This is a genomic window from Aureicoccus marinus (genome assembly GCF_002954325.1).
Taxonomy (GTDB): Bacteria; Bacteroidota; Bacteroidia; order Flavobacteriales; family Flavobacteriaceae; genus Aureicoccus; species Aureicoccus marinus.
The window spans coordinates 936,503-951,165 of sequence record NZ_MQVX01000001.1 but is presented as its reverse complement, the minus strand read 5'-3'; the positions used below and the strand labels follow the sequence as shown (position 1 = coordinate 951,165).

15 protein-coding genes and 2 pseudogenes are annotated in these 14,663 nt (G+C 45.3%); 5 read left to right on the top strand and 12 right to left on the bottom strand.

The annotated features are described in order from the left end of the window. Nucleotide 1 precedes the first annotated feature (1 nt). Nucleotides 2-1,453 (bottom strand): nicotinate-nucleotide adenylyltransferase, encoded by a 1,452-nt coding sequence (locus BST99_RS04500; RefSeq protein ID WP_105000735.1) that lies wholly within the window; start codon nucleotides 1,451-1,453, stop codon nucleotides 2-4. A 75-nt stretch (nucleotides 1,454-1,528) separates the two neighbouring features. Here BST99_RS04500 and BST99_RS04495 point away from each other — a divergent pair, with 75 nt between their 5' ends. Then, on the top strand, nucleotides 1,529-2,305 hold the full coding sequence (locus BST99_RS04495; protein WP_245916177.1) for an MBL fold metallo-hydrolase: 777 nt from the start codon (nucleotides 1,529-1,531) through the stop codon (nucleotides 2,303-2,305). A gap of 12 nt (nucleotides 2,306-2,317) precedes the next feature. After that, nucleotides 2,318-2,809, top strand: coding sequence for a hydrolase (locus tag BST99_RS04490; RefSeq protein ID WP_105000734.1), 492 nt, complete (start codon nucleotides 2,318-2,320; stop codon nucleotides 2,807-2,809). Here the strand turns inward: BST99_RS04490 and BST99_RS04485 are convergent. From BST99_RS04485 to BST99_RS04450, 8 genes are read right to left on the bottom strand one after another with little or no spacing between them, the layout of a single operon-like run. After that, entirely contained in the window at nucleotides 2,806-3,462 is a 657-nt protein-coding gene (locus tag BST99_RS04485) for an alpha/beta hydrolase (protein WP_105000733.1), read from the bottom strand. The genes BST99_RS04490 and BST99_RS04485 overlap by 4 nt on opposite strands. 18 nt (nucleotides 3,463-3,480) lie before the next feature. Next, nucleotides 3,481-3,840 carry a hypothetical protein gene (locus BST99_RS04480; protein WP_146106201.1) on the bottom strand — a complete coding sequence of 120 codons (360 nt, stop codon included), beginning with the start codon at nucleotides 3,838-3,840 and terminating at the stop codon, nucleotides 3,481-3,483. A 24-nt stretch (nucleotides 3,841-3,864) separates the two neighbouring features. After that, nucleotides 3,865-5,136, bottom strand: coding sequence for a dihydroorotase (locus tag BST99_RS04475; protein ID WP_105002433.1), 1,272 nt, complete (start codon nucleotides 5,134-5,136; stop codon nucleotides 3,865-3,867). After that, nucleotides 5,133-6,701 carry a hypothetical protein gene (locus BST99_RS04470; protein WP_146106200.1) on the bottom strand — a complete coding sequence of 523 codons (1,569 nt, stop codon included), beginning with the start codon at nucleotides 6,699-6,701 and terminating at the stop codon, nucleotides 5,133-5,135. Before BST99_RS04470 ends, BST99_RS04475 begins: the two co-directional genes overlap by 4 nt. 20 nt (nucleotides 6,702-6,721) lie before the next feature. Then, on the bottom strand, nucleotides 6,722-7,054 hold the full coding sequence (locus tag BST99_RS15095; RefSeq protein WP_105000730.1) for a BatA domain-containing protein: 333 nt from the start codon (nucleotides 7,052-7,054) through the stop codon (nucleotides 6,722-6,724). 58 nt (nucleotides 7,055-7,112) lie between these two features. Next, nucleotides 7,113-8,108: a glycosyltransferase family 2 protein gene (locus BST99_RS04460; RefSeq protein WP_105000729.1), complete on the bottom strand. Its 996-nt coding sequence runs from the start codon at nucleotides 8,106-8,108 to the stop codon at nucleotides 7,113-7,115. Further along, nucleotides 8,105-8,791, bottom strand: coding sequence for an SGNH/GDSL hydrolase family protein (locus BST99_RS04455; protein WP_105000728.1), 687 nt, complete (start codon nucleotides 8,789-8,791; stop codon nucleotides 8,105-8,107). Before BST99_RS04455 ends, BST99_RS04460 begins: the two co-directional genes overlap by 4 nt. Before the next feature lie 13 nt (nucleotides 8,792-8,804). Then, nucleotides 8,805-10,295 carry a S10 family peptidase gene (locus BST99_RS04450; RefSeq protein ID WP_105002432.1) on the bottom strand — a complete coding sequence of 497 codons (1,491 nt, stop codon included), beginning with the start codon at nucleotides 10,293-10,295 and terminating at the stop codon, nucleotides 8,805-8,807. 114 nt (nucleotides 10,296-10,409) lie between these two features. Between BST99_RS04450 and BST99_RS04445 the strand changes: the two genes are divergently transcribed. Next, nucleotides 10,410-11,540, top strand: coding sequence for a Gfo/Idh/MocA family protein (locus BST99_RS04445; RefSeq protein ID WP_105000727.1), 1,131 nt, complete (start codon nucleotides 10,410-10,412; stop codon nucleotides 11,538-11,540). Here the strand turns inward: BST99_RS04445 and BST99_RS04440 are convergent. Together BST99_RS04440 and BST99_RS04435 are read right to left on the bottom strand one after the other, a co-directional pair. Then, nucleotides 11,537-12,322: a TIGR02757 family protein gene (locus BST99_RS04440; RefSeq protein WP_105000726.1), complete on the bottom strand. Its 786-nt coding sequence runs from the start codon at nucleotides 12,320-12,322 to the stop codon at nucleotides 11,537-11,539. The genes BST99_RS04445 and BST99_RS04440 overlap by 4 nt on opposite strands. A 3-nt stretch (nucleotides 12,323-12,325) precedes the next feature. Further along, nucleotides 12,326-12,986: pseudogene (locus BST99_RS04435) on the bottom strand (ABC transporter ATP-binding protein). Between the two features lie 93 nt (nucleotides 12,987-13,079). Between BST99_RS04435 and msrA the strand changes: the two are divergent. Then, nucleotides 13,080-13,615 (top strand): annotated as a pseudogene (gene msrA, locus BST99_RS04430) (peptide-methionine (S)-S-oxide reductase MsrA). 60 nt (nucleotides 13,616-13,675) lie between these two features. Continuing rightward, nucleotides 13,676-13,978 carry a hypothetical protein gene (locus BST99_RS04425; protein ID WP_105002431.1) on the top strand — a complete coding sequence of 101 codons (303 nt, stop codon included), beginning with the start codon at nucleotides 13,676-13,678 and terminating at the stop codon, nucleotides 13,976-13,978. 106 nt (nucleotides 13,979-14,084) lie between these two features. Here BST99_RS04425 and BST99_RS04420 read toward each other — a convergent pair whose 3' ends face one another. After that, nucleotides 14,085-14,660, bottom strand: a complete 576-nt coding sequence (locus BST99_RS04420; RefSeq protein ID WP_245916176.1) for a type 1 periplasmic binding fold superfamily protein — start codon at nucleotides 14,658-14,660, stop codon at nucleotides 14,085-14,087. Nucleotides 14,661-14,663: the final 3 nt, after the last annotated feature.

Sequence of the window (14,663 nt, the reverse complement as noted above, 5' to 3'; positions counted from 1 at the left end):
ATTACTTCTCTCCGCTCTCTATTTTAGGGCGGAAGAGGTTCTTTTCCTGAATAATATCAGCAATACCTTCCGGTAGGAGGTCTTCCCAGCCTTCTTCATTACTCATAATTCTTTTGAGAACGTCTCTTGAGAAAATATGTAGGATATCCGGATCGTAGTCGATGATATCCATCACCTTCCCATTGTACTTGAAGAACTTGTACAGCTCTTTCATTCGGGGGTGAACATGCAGATTATTACTGGTTAATATTTGTCCTGTTTCTGCATTCTTCATCGGGTAGAGGTACACCTTCAAATCCTTAAAGAAGAGTTTACCAAAAGCTTCGAGGATACCTCCACTTAAGTGACGGTAGTACTTTTCGTCGAAAACGTCTATGAGGTTGTTAATCCCCATGGTCAGACCCAATTTGGCTTTGGTGTATTTGTTGAGATACTCGACAAGCTTGTAGTACTCCTGGAACTTGGAGATCATTACGATATGCCCCAAGGAACACAAAAGTTCGGCCCGGTCCATAAAATCTTGTTCGTCAATTTCACCTGAAGCCCGGAGGTTAGAAAGCGTTATCTCGAAAATGACAATGGTGTTTTCGTATTCAACCGTTTGCTCTCTAACAAAGATGTCATAAGACTTCTGGAACATATCCATATTCACCTTGGTTACCGGGCGGAAACTTCCGCGAAGTGCCAAAATATTCTTTTTATACAGAACAGAGGCGGGGAGGAGGTTGTGCCCATCAGGCCCAAACATCACTGCATCGGTCATATCGTTTCGAATCAGCTGCAAACTGATCAGACGGTTATCTACATTCTGATAGTGAGGCCCTGTAAAGTTGATCATATCAATTTCAAGGGTATCCCTGTCAATATGATCGTAGAGGTATTTAAGAAGTTTCTTGGGCTGGTCATACTTGAAAAAGGCCCCATAAATCAGGTTTACTCCTAGTATACCAAGAGTTTCTTGTTGAAGGCGGGCTTCGTTTTGTTTAAAACGAACGTGTAGAACAATTTCGTCGTACTCTTTTTGCTTGGGATCCAGCTGGTAGCGAATTCCAACCCACCCATGACCTTTATACCGCTTAGAAAAATCGATAGTGGCCACCGTATTGGCGTATGAGAAAAACAAATAATTTGGGTTGTCTTCTCGGCTAATGCGTTCTTCTACCAATCGAACCTCATGGGCCAACATGCGTTTCAATCGGGATTCCGTTACATAACGACTATCGTCCTCCTGTCCGTAGATCGCATCACTAAACGCTTTGTCGTATGCGCTCATCGCCTTTGCAATGGTGCCTGAGGCGCCTCCAGCTCTAAAAAAGTGACGGGCCGTTTCTTGCCCAGCCCCAATCTCCGCGAAGGTTCCGTAGATATCGGGATGCAAATTGATACGTAAGGTTTTGGCCTTGACAGACGGGATGTTTTCGAACTCGTTCTCCCGATTAGAAATGGACGGCATAGGTGATTTCTTATTGCCCACAAAGGTAACAAGGAAAAAAGCATTTCCGTTTAATTTGTGGTAATTTTGCTTGAGATGAATTCGGATATTCGCCTCACTTTTCTAGGTACGGGTACTTCACAGGGAATCCCTGTTGTCGGTAGTAATCACCCCGTATGTAAAAGCACGGATCCCCGTGATAAACGTCTTCGAACAGCAGCCTTAATTCAGTACAACGGCATTTCCATCGTGGTGGACTGTGGTCCTGATTTTAGACAACAAATGCTGAGCAATCCGATTGAGCGATTGGATGCCCTGCTCTTTACGCACGAACACGCAGATCACACCCACGGTATCGATGATCTCAGGCCCTACTATTTTAGGCAGGGAGCTCTTGATGTTTATGCCCATCCCTTCGTGCATCAATCTTTGACAGAACGCTTCGCTTATGTCTTTGCCGTAAAAAACAGATATCCCGGCGCACCCGAGCTACGTTACCATCCCATAACTAAAAATGTTCCTGTCGAAATAGGAGGGAAGTCAGTCCTCCCTATTGAAGCAGATCACCACACCACCAAGGTGTTGGGTTTTCGTATTGATGGCCTGGTTTACCTTACAGATGTTAAAACCATTGAAGCGGATCAGATCGAACTCGTAAAAGGCTGCGATGTACTGGTTATCAACGCTTTACGGGAAGAACCACACCCTTCCCATTTCAATTTAGAAGAAGCCCTCGCCTTTGCGAAGGAAGTGGGAGCCAAACGAACCTATTTCACCCACATCAGTCACTTGCTCGGTTTTCATGCCGAGGTACAATCCCGTCTGCCAGATACCGTTTATTTAGCGGAAGACAATTTGATTGTTGAACTCTAAGAACCATTTCTCATGAAAAAGAACCTCTACCTCTACCTGTTTGTTTTTTCAGCCTTGTTGTTCCTCTTTCAGTGGGTTAGTGGCAGTCGGCAGTTTAGTGCTATGGACAAAGAGATTAGGTCTCAAAAAGAAAAGATAGTCCAGCTGCAAGATTCTTTGGAAGGCGTATCGGAAGAATTAAGTGAAGTCAAGTATTTCACGCTGGACAATAACGAAGAGGCGCTAAGCTATTTTGATGAACTTTCACTTTCGGATCCTTCAGCCTTGGTAAGGGATCAACTCATGGACACCAATGCCCAGGCCGGCTCCAATCCAATTGTTCCTTTTCAAGGGATGGCAGGAGATTTCAAAATCAACCGCGTTCAGGTGATGAACCACAAATTCATCTTGGCCGATTTTTCAGATGGCACCAACTGGGGAGATATGCTCATTCGGTACGAAATAGATAACGAGAAGAAGGTTTCCTTTGAAGTCATTGACCAGATTCTGTACCCACAACCTTAATTGGAACCTTCAATCCACCGTTTAAAGGACTGAAAATTTTGTGGAGAAACCCCATGACCAATCGGGTACTCCTCAAAGGTGAGATCGATCTTTAACTTTTCCATAAAAAGTGGCGTCTGCTGTGCCCAGGCAATAGGAATAACGGGGTCCAATTGACCGTGTGAGGAATAGATTCGAAGACCCTCGTGCTCTTTGGCCGCGTAGTCTTCCCGAAGCATTTCTTCATTGACATATCCGCTCAAACCGACTACACGATTGAATTTTTCAGGATAACTCAGGGCCAAAGCAAAACTGAGAATGCATCCTTGACTAAATCCCAATAAATTGAGGTTCTCGGGATCTAAATCATAGGCCTTGACCGCTTCTTCGATAAAGCTTTTTATTTTTTCTCTGGACTCAATAGCCTGACCCGTATCACTCCACTTCCCCTGGGAGGCTTCAAAATTGATGGCGTACCAAGCGTAGCCAAAAGGATCTAAGGAGTAAGGGGCCTGAAGCGAGAAGTAGTGGAAATCCTGAGGCATCTCAGGTACAAAGGAGAAAAGGTCGTCTTCGTTACTACCGTAACCGTGCAAGAGAAAAAAGGCACCCTTTGAATCTTTAGAAGCCGGTGGATGATAGCGGTATTCCAGTGATAAAGCGGCAGGTTTCATGTTCGTGGTTTTTGAGATTTAGGGAATGAAGGTGAACCAACTTTGTGGTCTTTCTCCTAAGAGGGGTAGCATTGTTCTTTTGTTTCGGAAGACATCCTGAAGTCCAAAAAGGAGAAAACCAAAATACACCAGCCAAAGTATGGAACGGGCTGAGGACACATCCAACTTATAGTTGTTCTCGATAAAATACAGAAAGGTCCCGGTGCCCAAAAGGAGCACATGAAAGAAGAAGGCTTGGCGCAAATGAAATCGACCGTAGGCGGATTTCGCATCGGCATTCATGCTCATGGCAATTAAACATCCTACAGGAAACAAGTAAGCCGTTAAGGCAATGCTCCAACCAGGTGGACGCTTTTGTTCTTTTTGTTCTGTACTCATTTCTTTCTGGTAAATGGGATCCAATTAGTTCTTAGGAGGTGTTTCTCTCAAGACCATTTGATCGCCCAAAATTGAACCGTAAGACCAGCCCTTATGTTCTTTGCCAACATACAGGCTGTTTTTTGATTTCGATTCTATCTGGTCGGCCTGAAGGGTATAGTTTGTTTCTGGATTGAAAAGACTCAAATTGACCGGCTCGCCTTCTTCAATTTTTGGTGTTTCTTGGCTGACGAATTGGTACCCTCGGGTCAGAATTTCGATGGTTTCCTCCAAGTCATATTCCCTCTGAAGTTGTCCGAAGACGGATTCTAGGGCTATCGTTCCGTAGGCGGCCAAATCAAATTCAACCTGCTTCTCTTCAGGAGTGCGCGGACTGTGATCTGATTGCACATAATCAATCGTGCCTTTGGCCAGCGCCTTGAGTAATGCTTTTCGGTCTTTTTCCGTTCTTAGCGGAGGGAGAACTTTAAATTGGGTATCAAATTCCTCAAGAGATTTATCGGTTTCGATCAGGTGATGCAAGCTTGTACTGCAACTGACTTCCAAGCCTTGCTTTTTGGCCTGCTCAATGAGCTTAACACCTTCAGCCGAGCTAACCCCGGGGATATGAAGGCGCCCTCCACTGTAAGCAAGAATGTGAAGATCTCTCGCTATTCGAGTTGTTTCTGCCAAGACCGGAATTCCTTTAAGACCTAATTGCGTCGAAACCTTTCCTTCATTCACTACCCCTTTGCCCTTTAAATCTGAATCGATGGGTAAAGAGAAGACCGTTCCACCAAAACTCTGACTGTATTGCAGCGCAATTTTAAGAAGGCTTGGACTTTCAATGGAACGCCCGCTGTCGAAGAAACCGACCGCTCCAGCCTGTTGCATATCGTAGAGTTCGGCTAGTTCTTTGCCTTCCCTGTTTACTGTTAAGCTGCCTAAGGGATGAATTTTGGTTAATCCCGCTTTACTCGCATCATTGAAAAATCGAATAGCGCTTCGGTTATCGGGAACGGGGGCGGTGTCAGGCAATAAAACCAGCTGTGTAAAGCCACTCAGTGCTGCGAGATGCTGTCCGGCAGATAAGGTTTCTCGATCTTCATGGCCGGGCTCTCCGAATCCAGCTCCCAGCTCAAACCATCCGGCAGAAAGGTGAAGGTTGGACAGACGGATTTCACGATCCACTTTCTCGTCAAGCTTACTGGCAATTTTTTTGATCTGCCCATTGACAAGCAGCAGATCCCTCTTTTTGAGGTGGTATTTTTTTTGTTGGGGGGTAACCAGGATTGCCCCTTTTATCAGTATCCTCACGTTATCCATTTTTGAATCCCCATTTCGAGGAGTAAAAAGAGTAAGGCCAAAGCAACGGCCCATTTCCAAAATTCTTTTCGCTGACCTTCTGCTGTCCAGTCCTTCAACACTGAAGGCAAAGTTAGCTTTTGTTCTTCAACTTGTCCCTCGTTCCAATTTTGACGGCTTTCTGACACCGGATAATTAATGGCCAATACCCCAAGGGTATCTCGTGAAGTACTGATCTGATAGAGTCCAGCCTGTTCCAATTCGTCACTTAAGACCAGTTCTGTACGATTCGGATAAGCCTGCTGTTGTGGAATATATTCCGCTACTTCACCGCGTAAAGAAAATACCTGATCCTGGCCCAGAAGATAGGGAAGGTCAATCCGGGGCTGATTTCCCATTCTCGCGTAAAGATCCGGAAGGCGAATGCTCTGTTTTCCCATATTGTAAAAGGTTGGAACAATCAGCGGAGACTCTTCAAAACTTCCAAGATCGCTGTCTAGTGGAGAGGCCAAAACAGCTACCCGACGAGCCGACAAGACAAAAGGAGATTCGTTTTCAAATAAAAGAGCTGCATTGACCTTGGGCTTCAGCGGATAAAACATTCTGGATTCCGGTGTCTCAAAATCACTGATTTCTGATCGAAATACGCCACGGAACAGGGGATGTTTGTCCTGAATCCCATCAATCTTCAAAGTGTCTCTTCGCACTTCTTCCATCCGGAAAGAACTGACCGAACTAAGCAATTGGGTATAGCTGATTAAATCAATGCTTTTAGCGGGAATAATACATAGGCTTCCTCCTGCTTCGTAAAATTCAATAAGGGCGCCTCTCAATGCATCTGGGATTTGGTAGAGCTGGTCCAGTATAAGGAGGTTCTGCTTCGGTATTAGACCAAAATCTAGGCGGTTCAAGTCCTGGCGAACAAATAAAAATTCCGGCTCTTGATAGACCCTTTCGAGGTGGTTTCCATGGGCCTGTCCAACAGCGAGAACCCGGATCTGTTCTTCCTGTTGAATAGAAAAGTAGAATCGATTGTCAAAGGATAAACTGTTGTCTTGAATTTGAACGAAGCCCGCAATACTGGATGCGGTTGACAAGGTAATTTCAGTCTGAACAAGCTGATCGTCGCCTGGTGCAGGCAGACTGGTCTTGGCCAGCAATTGACCCTCGGCTTCTACACTGAGTGAAAGCAATTCCCCTTGCTTCCCACCCGCAATCCAAATATCGAGGAGTAAAGTGTTGTCGGAAGAGGGTCGGACCGCCAGAGAATCTACCCAGGCATTTTTCTTGTCTTCTGGTCGAAGAGCAACCGAAATCAATTCCAGGGAATCGGACTTTTCTTCTAATAATTCCGGGAGTCCTTCCTGAAAATCCGATAACAAGAGCGCTCGCCCGTATAGAGTCCCCGAATTTGAGTTCCGAGACCGTGCCCTGAGCGCAACTTCATCCAAGCTTCTTTTCTTGGTTGTCCAGCGCAGTCCAGGGAGTTTAATTTTTAAATTTTTCCATTGATCCGGTCCAAACTGACGATCGTTGGTGATCACTTCAACGATTTGGTCATCTGCCAAACCGCTCACCAACTCCTGAATGGCCGTTTCTAATAAGGGAACGCTTGGACATTCGCCTGCATGCTGAGCGAATTATCCAAGTAAACGAATAACGGCTTAGTCGATTGATTCTCGGACTGCTTTGAAGGTTCTACTGGGCGGGCAAAGGCAAAAACCAAAGCGGCAATAGCAAGCAACCTGCTCAACAACAACAGCCATTTTTTTATGGATTTACTTTTGTTTGATTCGGCGGTTAGTTTTTGTAAAAGGGCTACGTTAGTGAAAAAAGTTGTTCTGAACCTTCTCAGCTGAAACAAGTGAACAAGCACAGGGATGAGAAGAAGTAGTAAGGCCCAAAGAAATTGCGGGTAGAGAAATTGCATTCACAATAGCTTGAAGCAAATATACACAGCTTTTAGGGTATGAGCCCCCTGTAAAATGCTAACAAAAGAAGAAAAAATCCCTCAGGGATTCCATCTGACGAAGATGAAAGAATTGAAGTATGGCTCCCTGAGCTTGTGGGTTGGCAACAGTGACAATTATTTGAGGGTGCTCTAGGTGGTCAATCTCTTGGTAATCTTGCATAGAAACACCATAAATCGTCTTTCCAATTTTATTGGGGTTATCGCACATCCAAGAAAAAGGCACGCCCTCGTTCTGAAAGGCAGCAGCCAGGTGTTTACCCTTGGTGCCAGCTCCCCATATGACCAAGGGACGTTCTGGCTGGTAATGGAGCTTTAAGAAGTAGTGTAGTTTAAGATCCAGAAAGAAATTCTGAGCATAGTGAACACTATTTCTTGAAGTTCTCTGAGGGTAGTCCCTCCAGTAATGAAGCACTTGATCACAAGGAATAAGGGTTAAGTCTCCCGCATAAAAACGGAAAGTCAGGTCGTAGTCCTCCGGATACCGCTCCTTTTGAAAACCTCCACACCGATCAAAGTCTGCTCGGTAGGCCATCCAACAGGGCGAAGGGATTACGCATTCCTTGTACAACTCCTTGTAGTTCGAGCCTTTTTGCGTTAGTGCGTTCAGCCATTTTTCATAGCGAGCATAGCCATCGCTTATTCCATCGGTCGAAAAATACTGTACTTGACCGACAGCCAGGTGGCCAAGCCCTTTGGCCTTCAAGGCGTTTATCATGTGATTTAAGCGCTCTGGATGCATGCGGTCATCAGAATCCATACGACTTATAAAGCTGCCGGAACTAAAGGAGTACCCTCTTTGTAAAGCCTTTATAATACCAGCACCCTTATTTTCTAGGAGATGAATGCGCTCCTCTTTATTCGCATATGCCTGCGCAATCATATAGCTGTCATCTGTGGAGTGGTCATTGACCATGATCAATTCCCATTCTTTATAGGACTGCTCAAGAATAGAGTCCAAACAGTCGGATAAATAAGCAGCCGTATTCTTAAACGGCATAATAAGGCTGATCATTCCCGCCACCCGGGTACAGTTTTGTCAAGAACAGGGGAGAGGATATTTTCCATTTGTTTATAACCCTCAGCAGTCGGATGCACTCCATCAGCTGCCAAGTGAGGATCTAAACCATTTATCCCATTGACCATTGGGCTAAAGTAGTCTACAAAAGGGATGCCAGCATTTTGAGCGAGATCCTTTAAAAGGAAGTTCAATCTTGGAATTTGAGTGGCTGGATCTTTGTCTGGACTCCACGTGTATTCGAAGGCTGGAAGAACAGCACATAGAACCGCTTGAATTTTATTGGCTTGTGCCAATTCGACCATGGATTGGATTTGATCCCGTACTTCTTCTAAGGTAACCTCGCCATTATTCGCGGCGATGTCATTGGTACCGGCAAGAATAACGACTGCTCTCGGTTTAAGATTGATAACATCAGCCCTAAATCTTCCTAGCATCTGAACAGCAGTTTGCCCTCCGATCCCTCTATTGATCAAATGTTTATTCTCAAAGAATCCCGGGGAGGCAGTGGACCAACCTTCTGTTATGGAATTCCCCATAAGAACGATTCGGTTGGAATCGACCGGCCGTTGTATCAGAGCTGTATTTGCTTCTGCATAACGTTGTAGTTGGCAAAAATCAGCGGCTTTCTCTTGTTTTTTGGGGCTGCAGAAACTCAAAAGGAGACTACTTAAGGCCATAAAGCAGACGGATCTATTCGTACTTCGCACTCTTCCCGGTATTACTTGTTCTAAGGATGAACTGCCTCAGATCTTCGTTGGCTGCTTCCAAATCGGGTCTGCGCAAGTACATCATGTGTCCGGAACGGTACCCCTTGAATTCAAACCGATCCTTCATCCGCCCACTAGGATCCACTTGCCACATGGTGTATTTGGCATTAAAGTAGGTTGTTGCTCCGTCGTAATACCCGGACTGAATCAGAACGTTCAGGTAGGGGTTCTGCGCCATGGCTTGTCGGAGGTTATCTCGAACATTGTCGTTCTCGTTATTCCAGGGACGGACCGGACCAAACATATTGTATTTGATATCGGTTTTGAATCCCAGTTCATTTTGCAAATAAGCATTGATGGCGGGAGTGAAACTGTGAAGCCAGCTGGTGATCTCTGAATTGTAATCGGGACTATCGCCAAACACTTGCCGATCAAAACCCGTATAACGACTGTCCAAACGTCCAACAGTATAGCCGCCGGCATCCTTTAGTAAATGCTTCCAGAAAAATCGAGTCGTTAGGTCCAGGTTTTGATCCAGGATGTCCTGTACCTGTAAACCAGAATAGTAAGCCATCTTTTCGGCCACATTTCTTTTTTCGGTTGCAGAAAGAAACCCTCCTTTCGCCAGTGCAGGGATGAGCTTGTTCACTGCATAATCCTCTACTTCAGGCAACATCTCTTCCAATTCTTTGCTTTGAAGAGGCGCGGCCAAACGTTTATGATGCCAAGCAGCAGCGGCAAAGTAGGGGAGATTTAAAGCACTGGATACCGGGCCTCCTACGCGAATGACCTTATAATCGGCTGGACTCACCATAATGACACCATTCAGGTACATCCACTGCTGATTTTGAAGTGCCAAAGAGAGTCCCATAACACGGGTACCCCCATAACTTTCGCCAATGATGTATTTAGGAGAATTCCAACGGTTATGGCGTGTGACAAAGGTGTTGAGCCATTCTGCCAGGTAAGAGACGTCGGCATTGATGCCAAAGAAGAAATCCCGGTCCACCTCTTTCCCTGTTTCCGGAATAGTTCTGGAATACCCGGTGTTGGCTGGATTGACAAAAACAATATCCGAAACATCCAGCACCGAATAGGGGTTTTCTTTAAAGCCATAAGGCTGCACGGGATATCCCTCGTCATCGATTTTGAGAATACGTGGTCCTGTGTAGGCCAAATGCATCCAGACCGAAGCCGAACCGGGTCCACCGTTAAAAGAAATGAGCAAAGGGCGCTTTTCCCGATTCTGTATTCCGTTACGCGTGTAATAGGTGTAGTGAAGAGAAGCTACGGGTTCGCCCATTTTATCCCAGACGGGTTGGGTTCCTGTTTCGGCGGTATAACTAAATTTTTGTCCTTTAACGGTTACCGAGTGAGTGGAAGTTACCGTCGTATCGATTGGGAGCTTGCGCTGGTGTTGGGCCTGACTTAAGGCGAAAGAAAACAAACAGCTAAGGAGCATAAATCTCTTCATTATCGGAGTGGTTTGATCTGAATTGACTTCTAAGATAAGGAATTCAAAAGGGTACATTGGACTGTACTTTCACTGCCATAATGATATATCAACGGATTCGAGTACCTTAAAGGAATGAACCGAAGAAAATTTTCAAGACAGATTAGTTTGGGTACGGGTGGCCTTGCGCTCTTGAGTCCATTAAGTGCAAGTTGTAGCCCGAAGACAAGGTCCAAAGAATCCTTAGGTGTGGCCCTGGTTGGCTTGGGCAGTTACAGTACGTATCAATTGGCGCCCGCCTTAGAAGAAACCCAGCATTGTCATTTGGCCGCTGTGGTTACCGGCAGTCCGGAAAAGGCGAAGAGGTGGACCCGGCAATACAAGCTCAATCCAAATTCGGTCTATGATTACGAGAATTTTCATCAGATTGCTCAAAATCCGGAGGTGGATATTGTGTATATCGTATTGCCGAATTCCATGCATGCTGAGTTTAGCATTCGAGCGGCCCGAGCCAGGAAGCATGTGATTTGTGAAAAACCGATGGGTTTGAGTTCTGAAGAATGCGTCTCTATCATAGACGCCTGCAAAAAAGCAGGAGTGAAGCTGGGGATGGGTTATCGCCTGCATTCTGAACCCTATACCATGGAGCTAAAAAGATTGGTGAAGCAGAAGAAATACGGGCAAGCGCGATATATTTCTTCAACCGCTGCCTACGTCTCTAGGGGCAACCCCAATCAATGGAGGTTAAACAAGAGCTTGTCCGGTGGGGGAGCCCTAATGAATATGGGGGTTTATGCTTTTCAAGCCCTCATCTATGCCGCAGGGAGTAATCCAACTTCGGTTAGTGCCCAGGAATACAGCACGCGCCCTGAGTATTTCAAAGAAACAGATGAGACCATAACGGCTCAATTTGAATGGGCCAATGGAGCGCTAGGACAAATGATGACTTCCCACAATTACCGTTCGAATCACCTGAGAGCGGAGTACGAAAAGGGATGGGTAGAGCTCTCACCAGCGTCAACCTACATTCCTTTATCAGGTAAAACCTCAGATGGTCCGCTGGATTTTAAGCAAGAGTCCCAGCAAAAATTGCAGATGGATGATTTTGCATTGCACATCCAAGGGCAACAACCCAACCGAGCCCCCGGTGAAATGGGACACCGAGATCTCTTGATTATTGAAGCTATTTATCGGTCAATCAGAGAAGGAGGAAAGAAAATCAAATTAAATATTGCACCTGATTACGGCCGCAGCCCGCTGTTCTAAAACTGCTCATAGGCACCCAGACCAAAAAGAGCAAAATCATATTTAACAGGATCTTCCGGATCAAATCGTCGAAGCGCCCGGTCCAATTCTGCAACCGCTTTGGCATCGTTTTGCTTTCTTTTTAAAATCTTGAGTTTTCGCGCAATGTTAGCGGTATGAACATCAAGCGGGCAGGAGAGTTCCTTGGGATGTATATGGGGCCACAAGCCGAAGTCAACGCCTTTGTCAGCAGGTCGAACCATCCACCGCAGGTACATATTGATGCGTTTAGCTGCAGATCCCGCCACCGGATCGGCGAGGTGTTTTCTTGTCCTGGCCTGATGCGGCCAGCTAAAAAAGTAAGACTTTAATTCACTAATACGGATCTGCAGGGGAGAGGTAATAGCGTCTTTGGTCTGCAGGCCTCGTTCTTTGGAGAAGAACCCTTCTAAACCTCCACCACTGGTGTAGAGTTCTTTCAATACCTGAATCATAAAGGGTAAATCCTTTCCTTGAAAGGTACGGTGAACGAAATTCTCTAGAGGAAGAAGGTCTACCTCTCGGTGATTTAGTACGAAGTCACTGGGACTATTATCCAAGAGATCCAACAGCAAGCGACCGCTCCTAAGTATGCTCTTGCGATTTCCCCAAGCGATAAGAGCGATTAAGAAACCGGCAATTTCAATATCCTCTTTTTGACTGAATTCATGCGGCAGTTGAATGGGATCGGCCTCTAAAAAAATAGGGTGCTCGTACTCCGCTGCCTTCTCATCCAAAAAAGCCTTCAACTCCGCTTTTTTCATGGATTATGAAGCAAATGTTCCGTCGACCAGCGTGAGTTTTCGGTCCGCCATATCGGCCAATTCTGGATTGTGCGTCACCAAAACAAGGGTATGACCCCATTTATCTCGGAGGTCGAAAAAGAGTTTATGCAAACGCTCAGCACTTGCAGAATCTAAATTTCCGGAAGGTTCATCCGCCAGAATTACCGAGGGACTATTAATCAAGGCTCTCGCCACAGCTACCCGTTGTTGCTCACCTCCGGAAAGGGCACTGTTTATGAGTCAAACGGTGACTCAGACCTAAATAATCCAAAAGTTCTTTCGCCTTCTCTTCGGCCTGCTTCTTGTCTGTCCCTTTAATAAATGCAGGAATGCACGCATTTTCTAAGGCGGTAAACTCGGGGAGTAGTTGATGGAATTGAAATATAAATCCAATGTCCTCATTTCGCACTCGGGCAAGGGCTTTATCAGAAAGACCAACTACTTTCTTATTGTTGATCAGCAATTCACATTCCTTTGGGTTACTCGGACGGTCTAAGGTCCCCAAGAGCTGTAAAAGGGTTGTTTTTCCTGCGCCTGAACTTCCAACAATGGAAACGATTTCTCCTTGCTTTACACTCAGACTAACACCCTTTAGAACCTGAACTTCGCCAAAGGATTTCTGTAAATTTTTTGCCTCTATCATATGCCTTGTGAAAGTAAGGAAAATCAAGATGTTCAGACTATAGCTAGCAGAAAAATTGATTCTTAATTTTGTAATCTTGATTAAAATCGAACTATGGAAATTGCCATCTTAGCCAACGGTTGTTTTTGGTGCACCGAAGCGGTGTTTCAGCGGTTAAAAGGAGTTCAATCAGTGGTTTCCGGTTATACCGGGGGGCATATCAAAAATCCGGCCTACCGCGAGGTTTGCCGAGGAATCACCGGGCATGCTGAGGGAATTAAGATTGAGTTTGATCCCACAGTGATTAGCTATCAGCAGCTGTTGGAGGTGTTTTTTATGACCCACGACCCAACAACGCTGAATCGACAAGGAAACGATGTGGGTACCCAATACAGAAGCGAAATCTTTTACACCAATCCCGAACAAAAGAGAGTGCCGAGTTGGTCATCGCTGCTTTAGAGAGTCATCAGGTTTTTGGCCAACCCATTGTTACGGCTATCAGCGAAGCCTCAGAGTTTTATGAAGCCGAGTCCGACCACTGGGATTATTACAACCGAAATCCGGAGCAACCTTATTGCCAAATCCTCATTGATCCAAAAGTGAAAAAGATCAAGGAATTGTTTGCGGATCTGGTGCGCACAGAAGAGTAGGCTACCCAAAAATAAAAGGCGTTTTTTTTAAATGTCGAATTGTTTTTCTACTTTTCCTTTATGGTACAGTTCAAGAAAAACAAGATCAATTATCTTCTTTTAAGTCTTTTGTTCGATGGCATAGGCATGATCTCTTACATCATTCCGGGCGTTGGAGAGGTAATCGACGTGATCTGGGCACCCACCGCAGGTTGGTTAATGACCAAGATGTACAAAGGAAATGCCGGAAAAGCCGCTGGTATTTTCGCTACGGTGGAAGAGTTGATTCCTGGAATGGATATCATTCCAACCTTCACCTTGATGTGGATCTACACCTTCGTGGTTAGCGATAAAGGGAAAGACAAAAAGACTGTAGAAGTCTAGTTAAAATATTCACCAAATAAAAAGAGCTGTCGATGGACAGCTCTTTTTTTTGATTTGAAGTGAACTCACTTCTGGTTTAGGTAGTACCTAATTCGTAATCAAAAGATTACTGAATGATGATGTTGTTGAAATCAGCCTGAATATCGGTTTCACCACCTGCCGTAGCCAAACCGTTGTTCGGCTTTGTTGGCTCGTGACGCAAAACAATGCTCAAAGTAGCAGCTCCTGCGGTATTCGTTGTTAAGTCAAAAGTTACACCAAGGGGATTTCCCATACTGTCAGTATCGGTAGCTGTTGCTCCCGCAATAGATCCAGTGAACTCAAAAAAGAACTGGTGCTCGTCTGCTTCTTCCAATACCTCTAGGGTGATGTTTTCCGCTGGAGTTTCAGTTTCATTCAAAACCTGAATTACACCGTTGTACGTGGTGTTACCCATCAGGTTACCAGAAACTTCTGCAACCGGAGGATTTGGTCCATCAGCATCAAGATCCGTATAGGTCAAAGTAACTGTTGTTCCACCACCGGCTGGAGTAAGAGTTGCAATAAGGGTAGTGATTACTTCTTCTTCATTTACTGGATCCGGAGTATCATCGTTATCACAAGAAGCAAAAACAAGAGCAGCCGCCATAGACAAGGCTACACCCACTTTTTTCATTGAAAAGGAATTTGAAATGGTTTTCATAGT

What these genes read in the sequence shown, in the direction of transcription:
- BST99_RS04500 (WP_105000735.1), bottom strand. Translation starts at nt 1,453, where the DNA reads ATGCCGTCCATTTCTAATCGGGAGAACGAGTTCGAAAACATCCCGTCT.
- BST99_RS04495 (WP_245916177.1), top strand. Translation starts at nt 1,529, where the DNA reads ATGAATTCGGATATTCGCCTCACTTTTCTAGGTACGGGTACTTCACAG.
- BST99_RS04490 (WP_105000734.1), top strand. Translation starts at nt 2,318, where the DNA reads ATGAAAAAGAACCTCTACCTCTACCTGTTTGTTTTTTCAGCCTTGTTG.
- BST99_RS04485 (WP_105000733.1), bottom strand. Translation starts at nt 3,462, where the DNA reads ATGAAACCTGCCGCTTTATCACTGGAATACCGCTATCATCCACCGGCT.
- BST99_RS04480 (WP_146106201.1), bottom strand. Translation starts at nt 3,840, where the DNA reads ATGAGTACAGAACAAAAAGAACAAAAGCGTCCACCTGGTTGGAGCATT.
- BST99_RS15095 (WP_105000730.1), bottom strand. Translation starts at nt 7,054, where the DNA reads ATGCAATTTCTCTACCCGCAATTTCTTTGGGCCTTACTACTTCTTCTC.
- BST99_RS04460 (WP_105000729.1), bottom strand. Translation starts at nt 8,108, where the DNA reads ATGATCAGCCTTATTATGCCGTTTAAGAATACGGCTGCTTATTTATCC.
- BST99_RS04455 (WP_105000728.1), bottom strand. Translation starts at nt 8,791, where the DNA reads ATGGCCTTAAGTAGTCTCCTTTTGAGTTTCTGCAGCCCCAAAAAACAA.
- BST99_RS04450 (WP_105002432.1), bottom strand. Translation starts at nt 10,295, where the DNA reads ATGAAGAGATTTATGCTCCTTAGCTGTTTGTTTTCTTTCGCCTTAAGT.
- BST99_RS04445 (WP_105000727.1), top strand. Translation starts at nt 10,410, where the DNA reads ATGAACCGAAGAAAATTTTCAAGACAGATTAGTTTGGGTACGGGTGGC.
- BST99_RS04440 (WP_105000726.1), bottom strand. Translation starts at nt 12,322, where the DNA reads ATGAAAAAAGCGGAGTTGAAGGCTTTTTTGGATGAGAAGGCAGCGGAG.
- BST99_RS04425 (WP_105002431.1), top strand. Translation starts at nt 13,676, where the DNA reads ATGGTACAGTTCAAGAAAAACAAGATCAATTATCTTCTTTTAAGTCTT.
- BST99_RS04420 (WP_245916176.1), bottom strand. Translation starts at nt 14,660, where the DNA reads ATGAAAACCATTTCAAATTCCTTTTCAATGAAAAAAGTGGGTGTAGCC.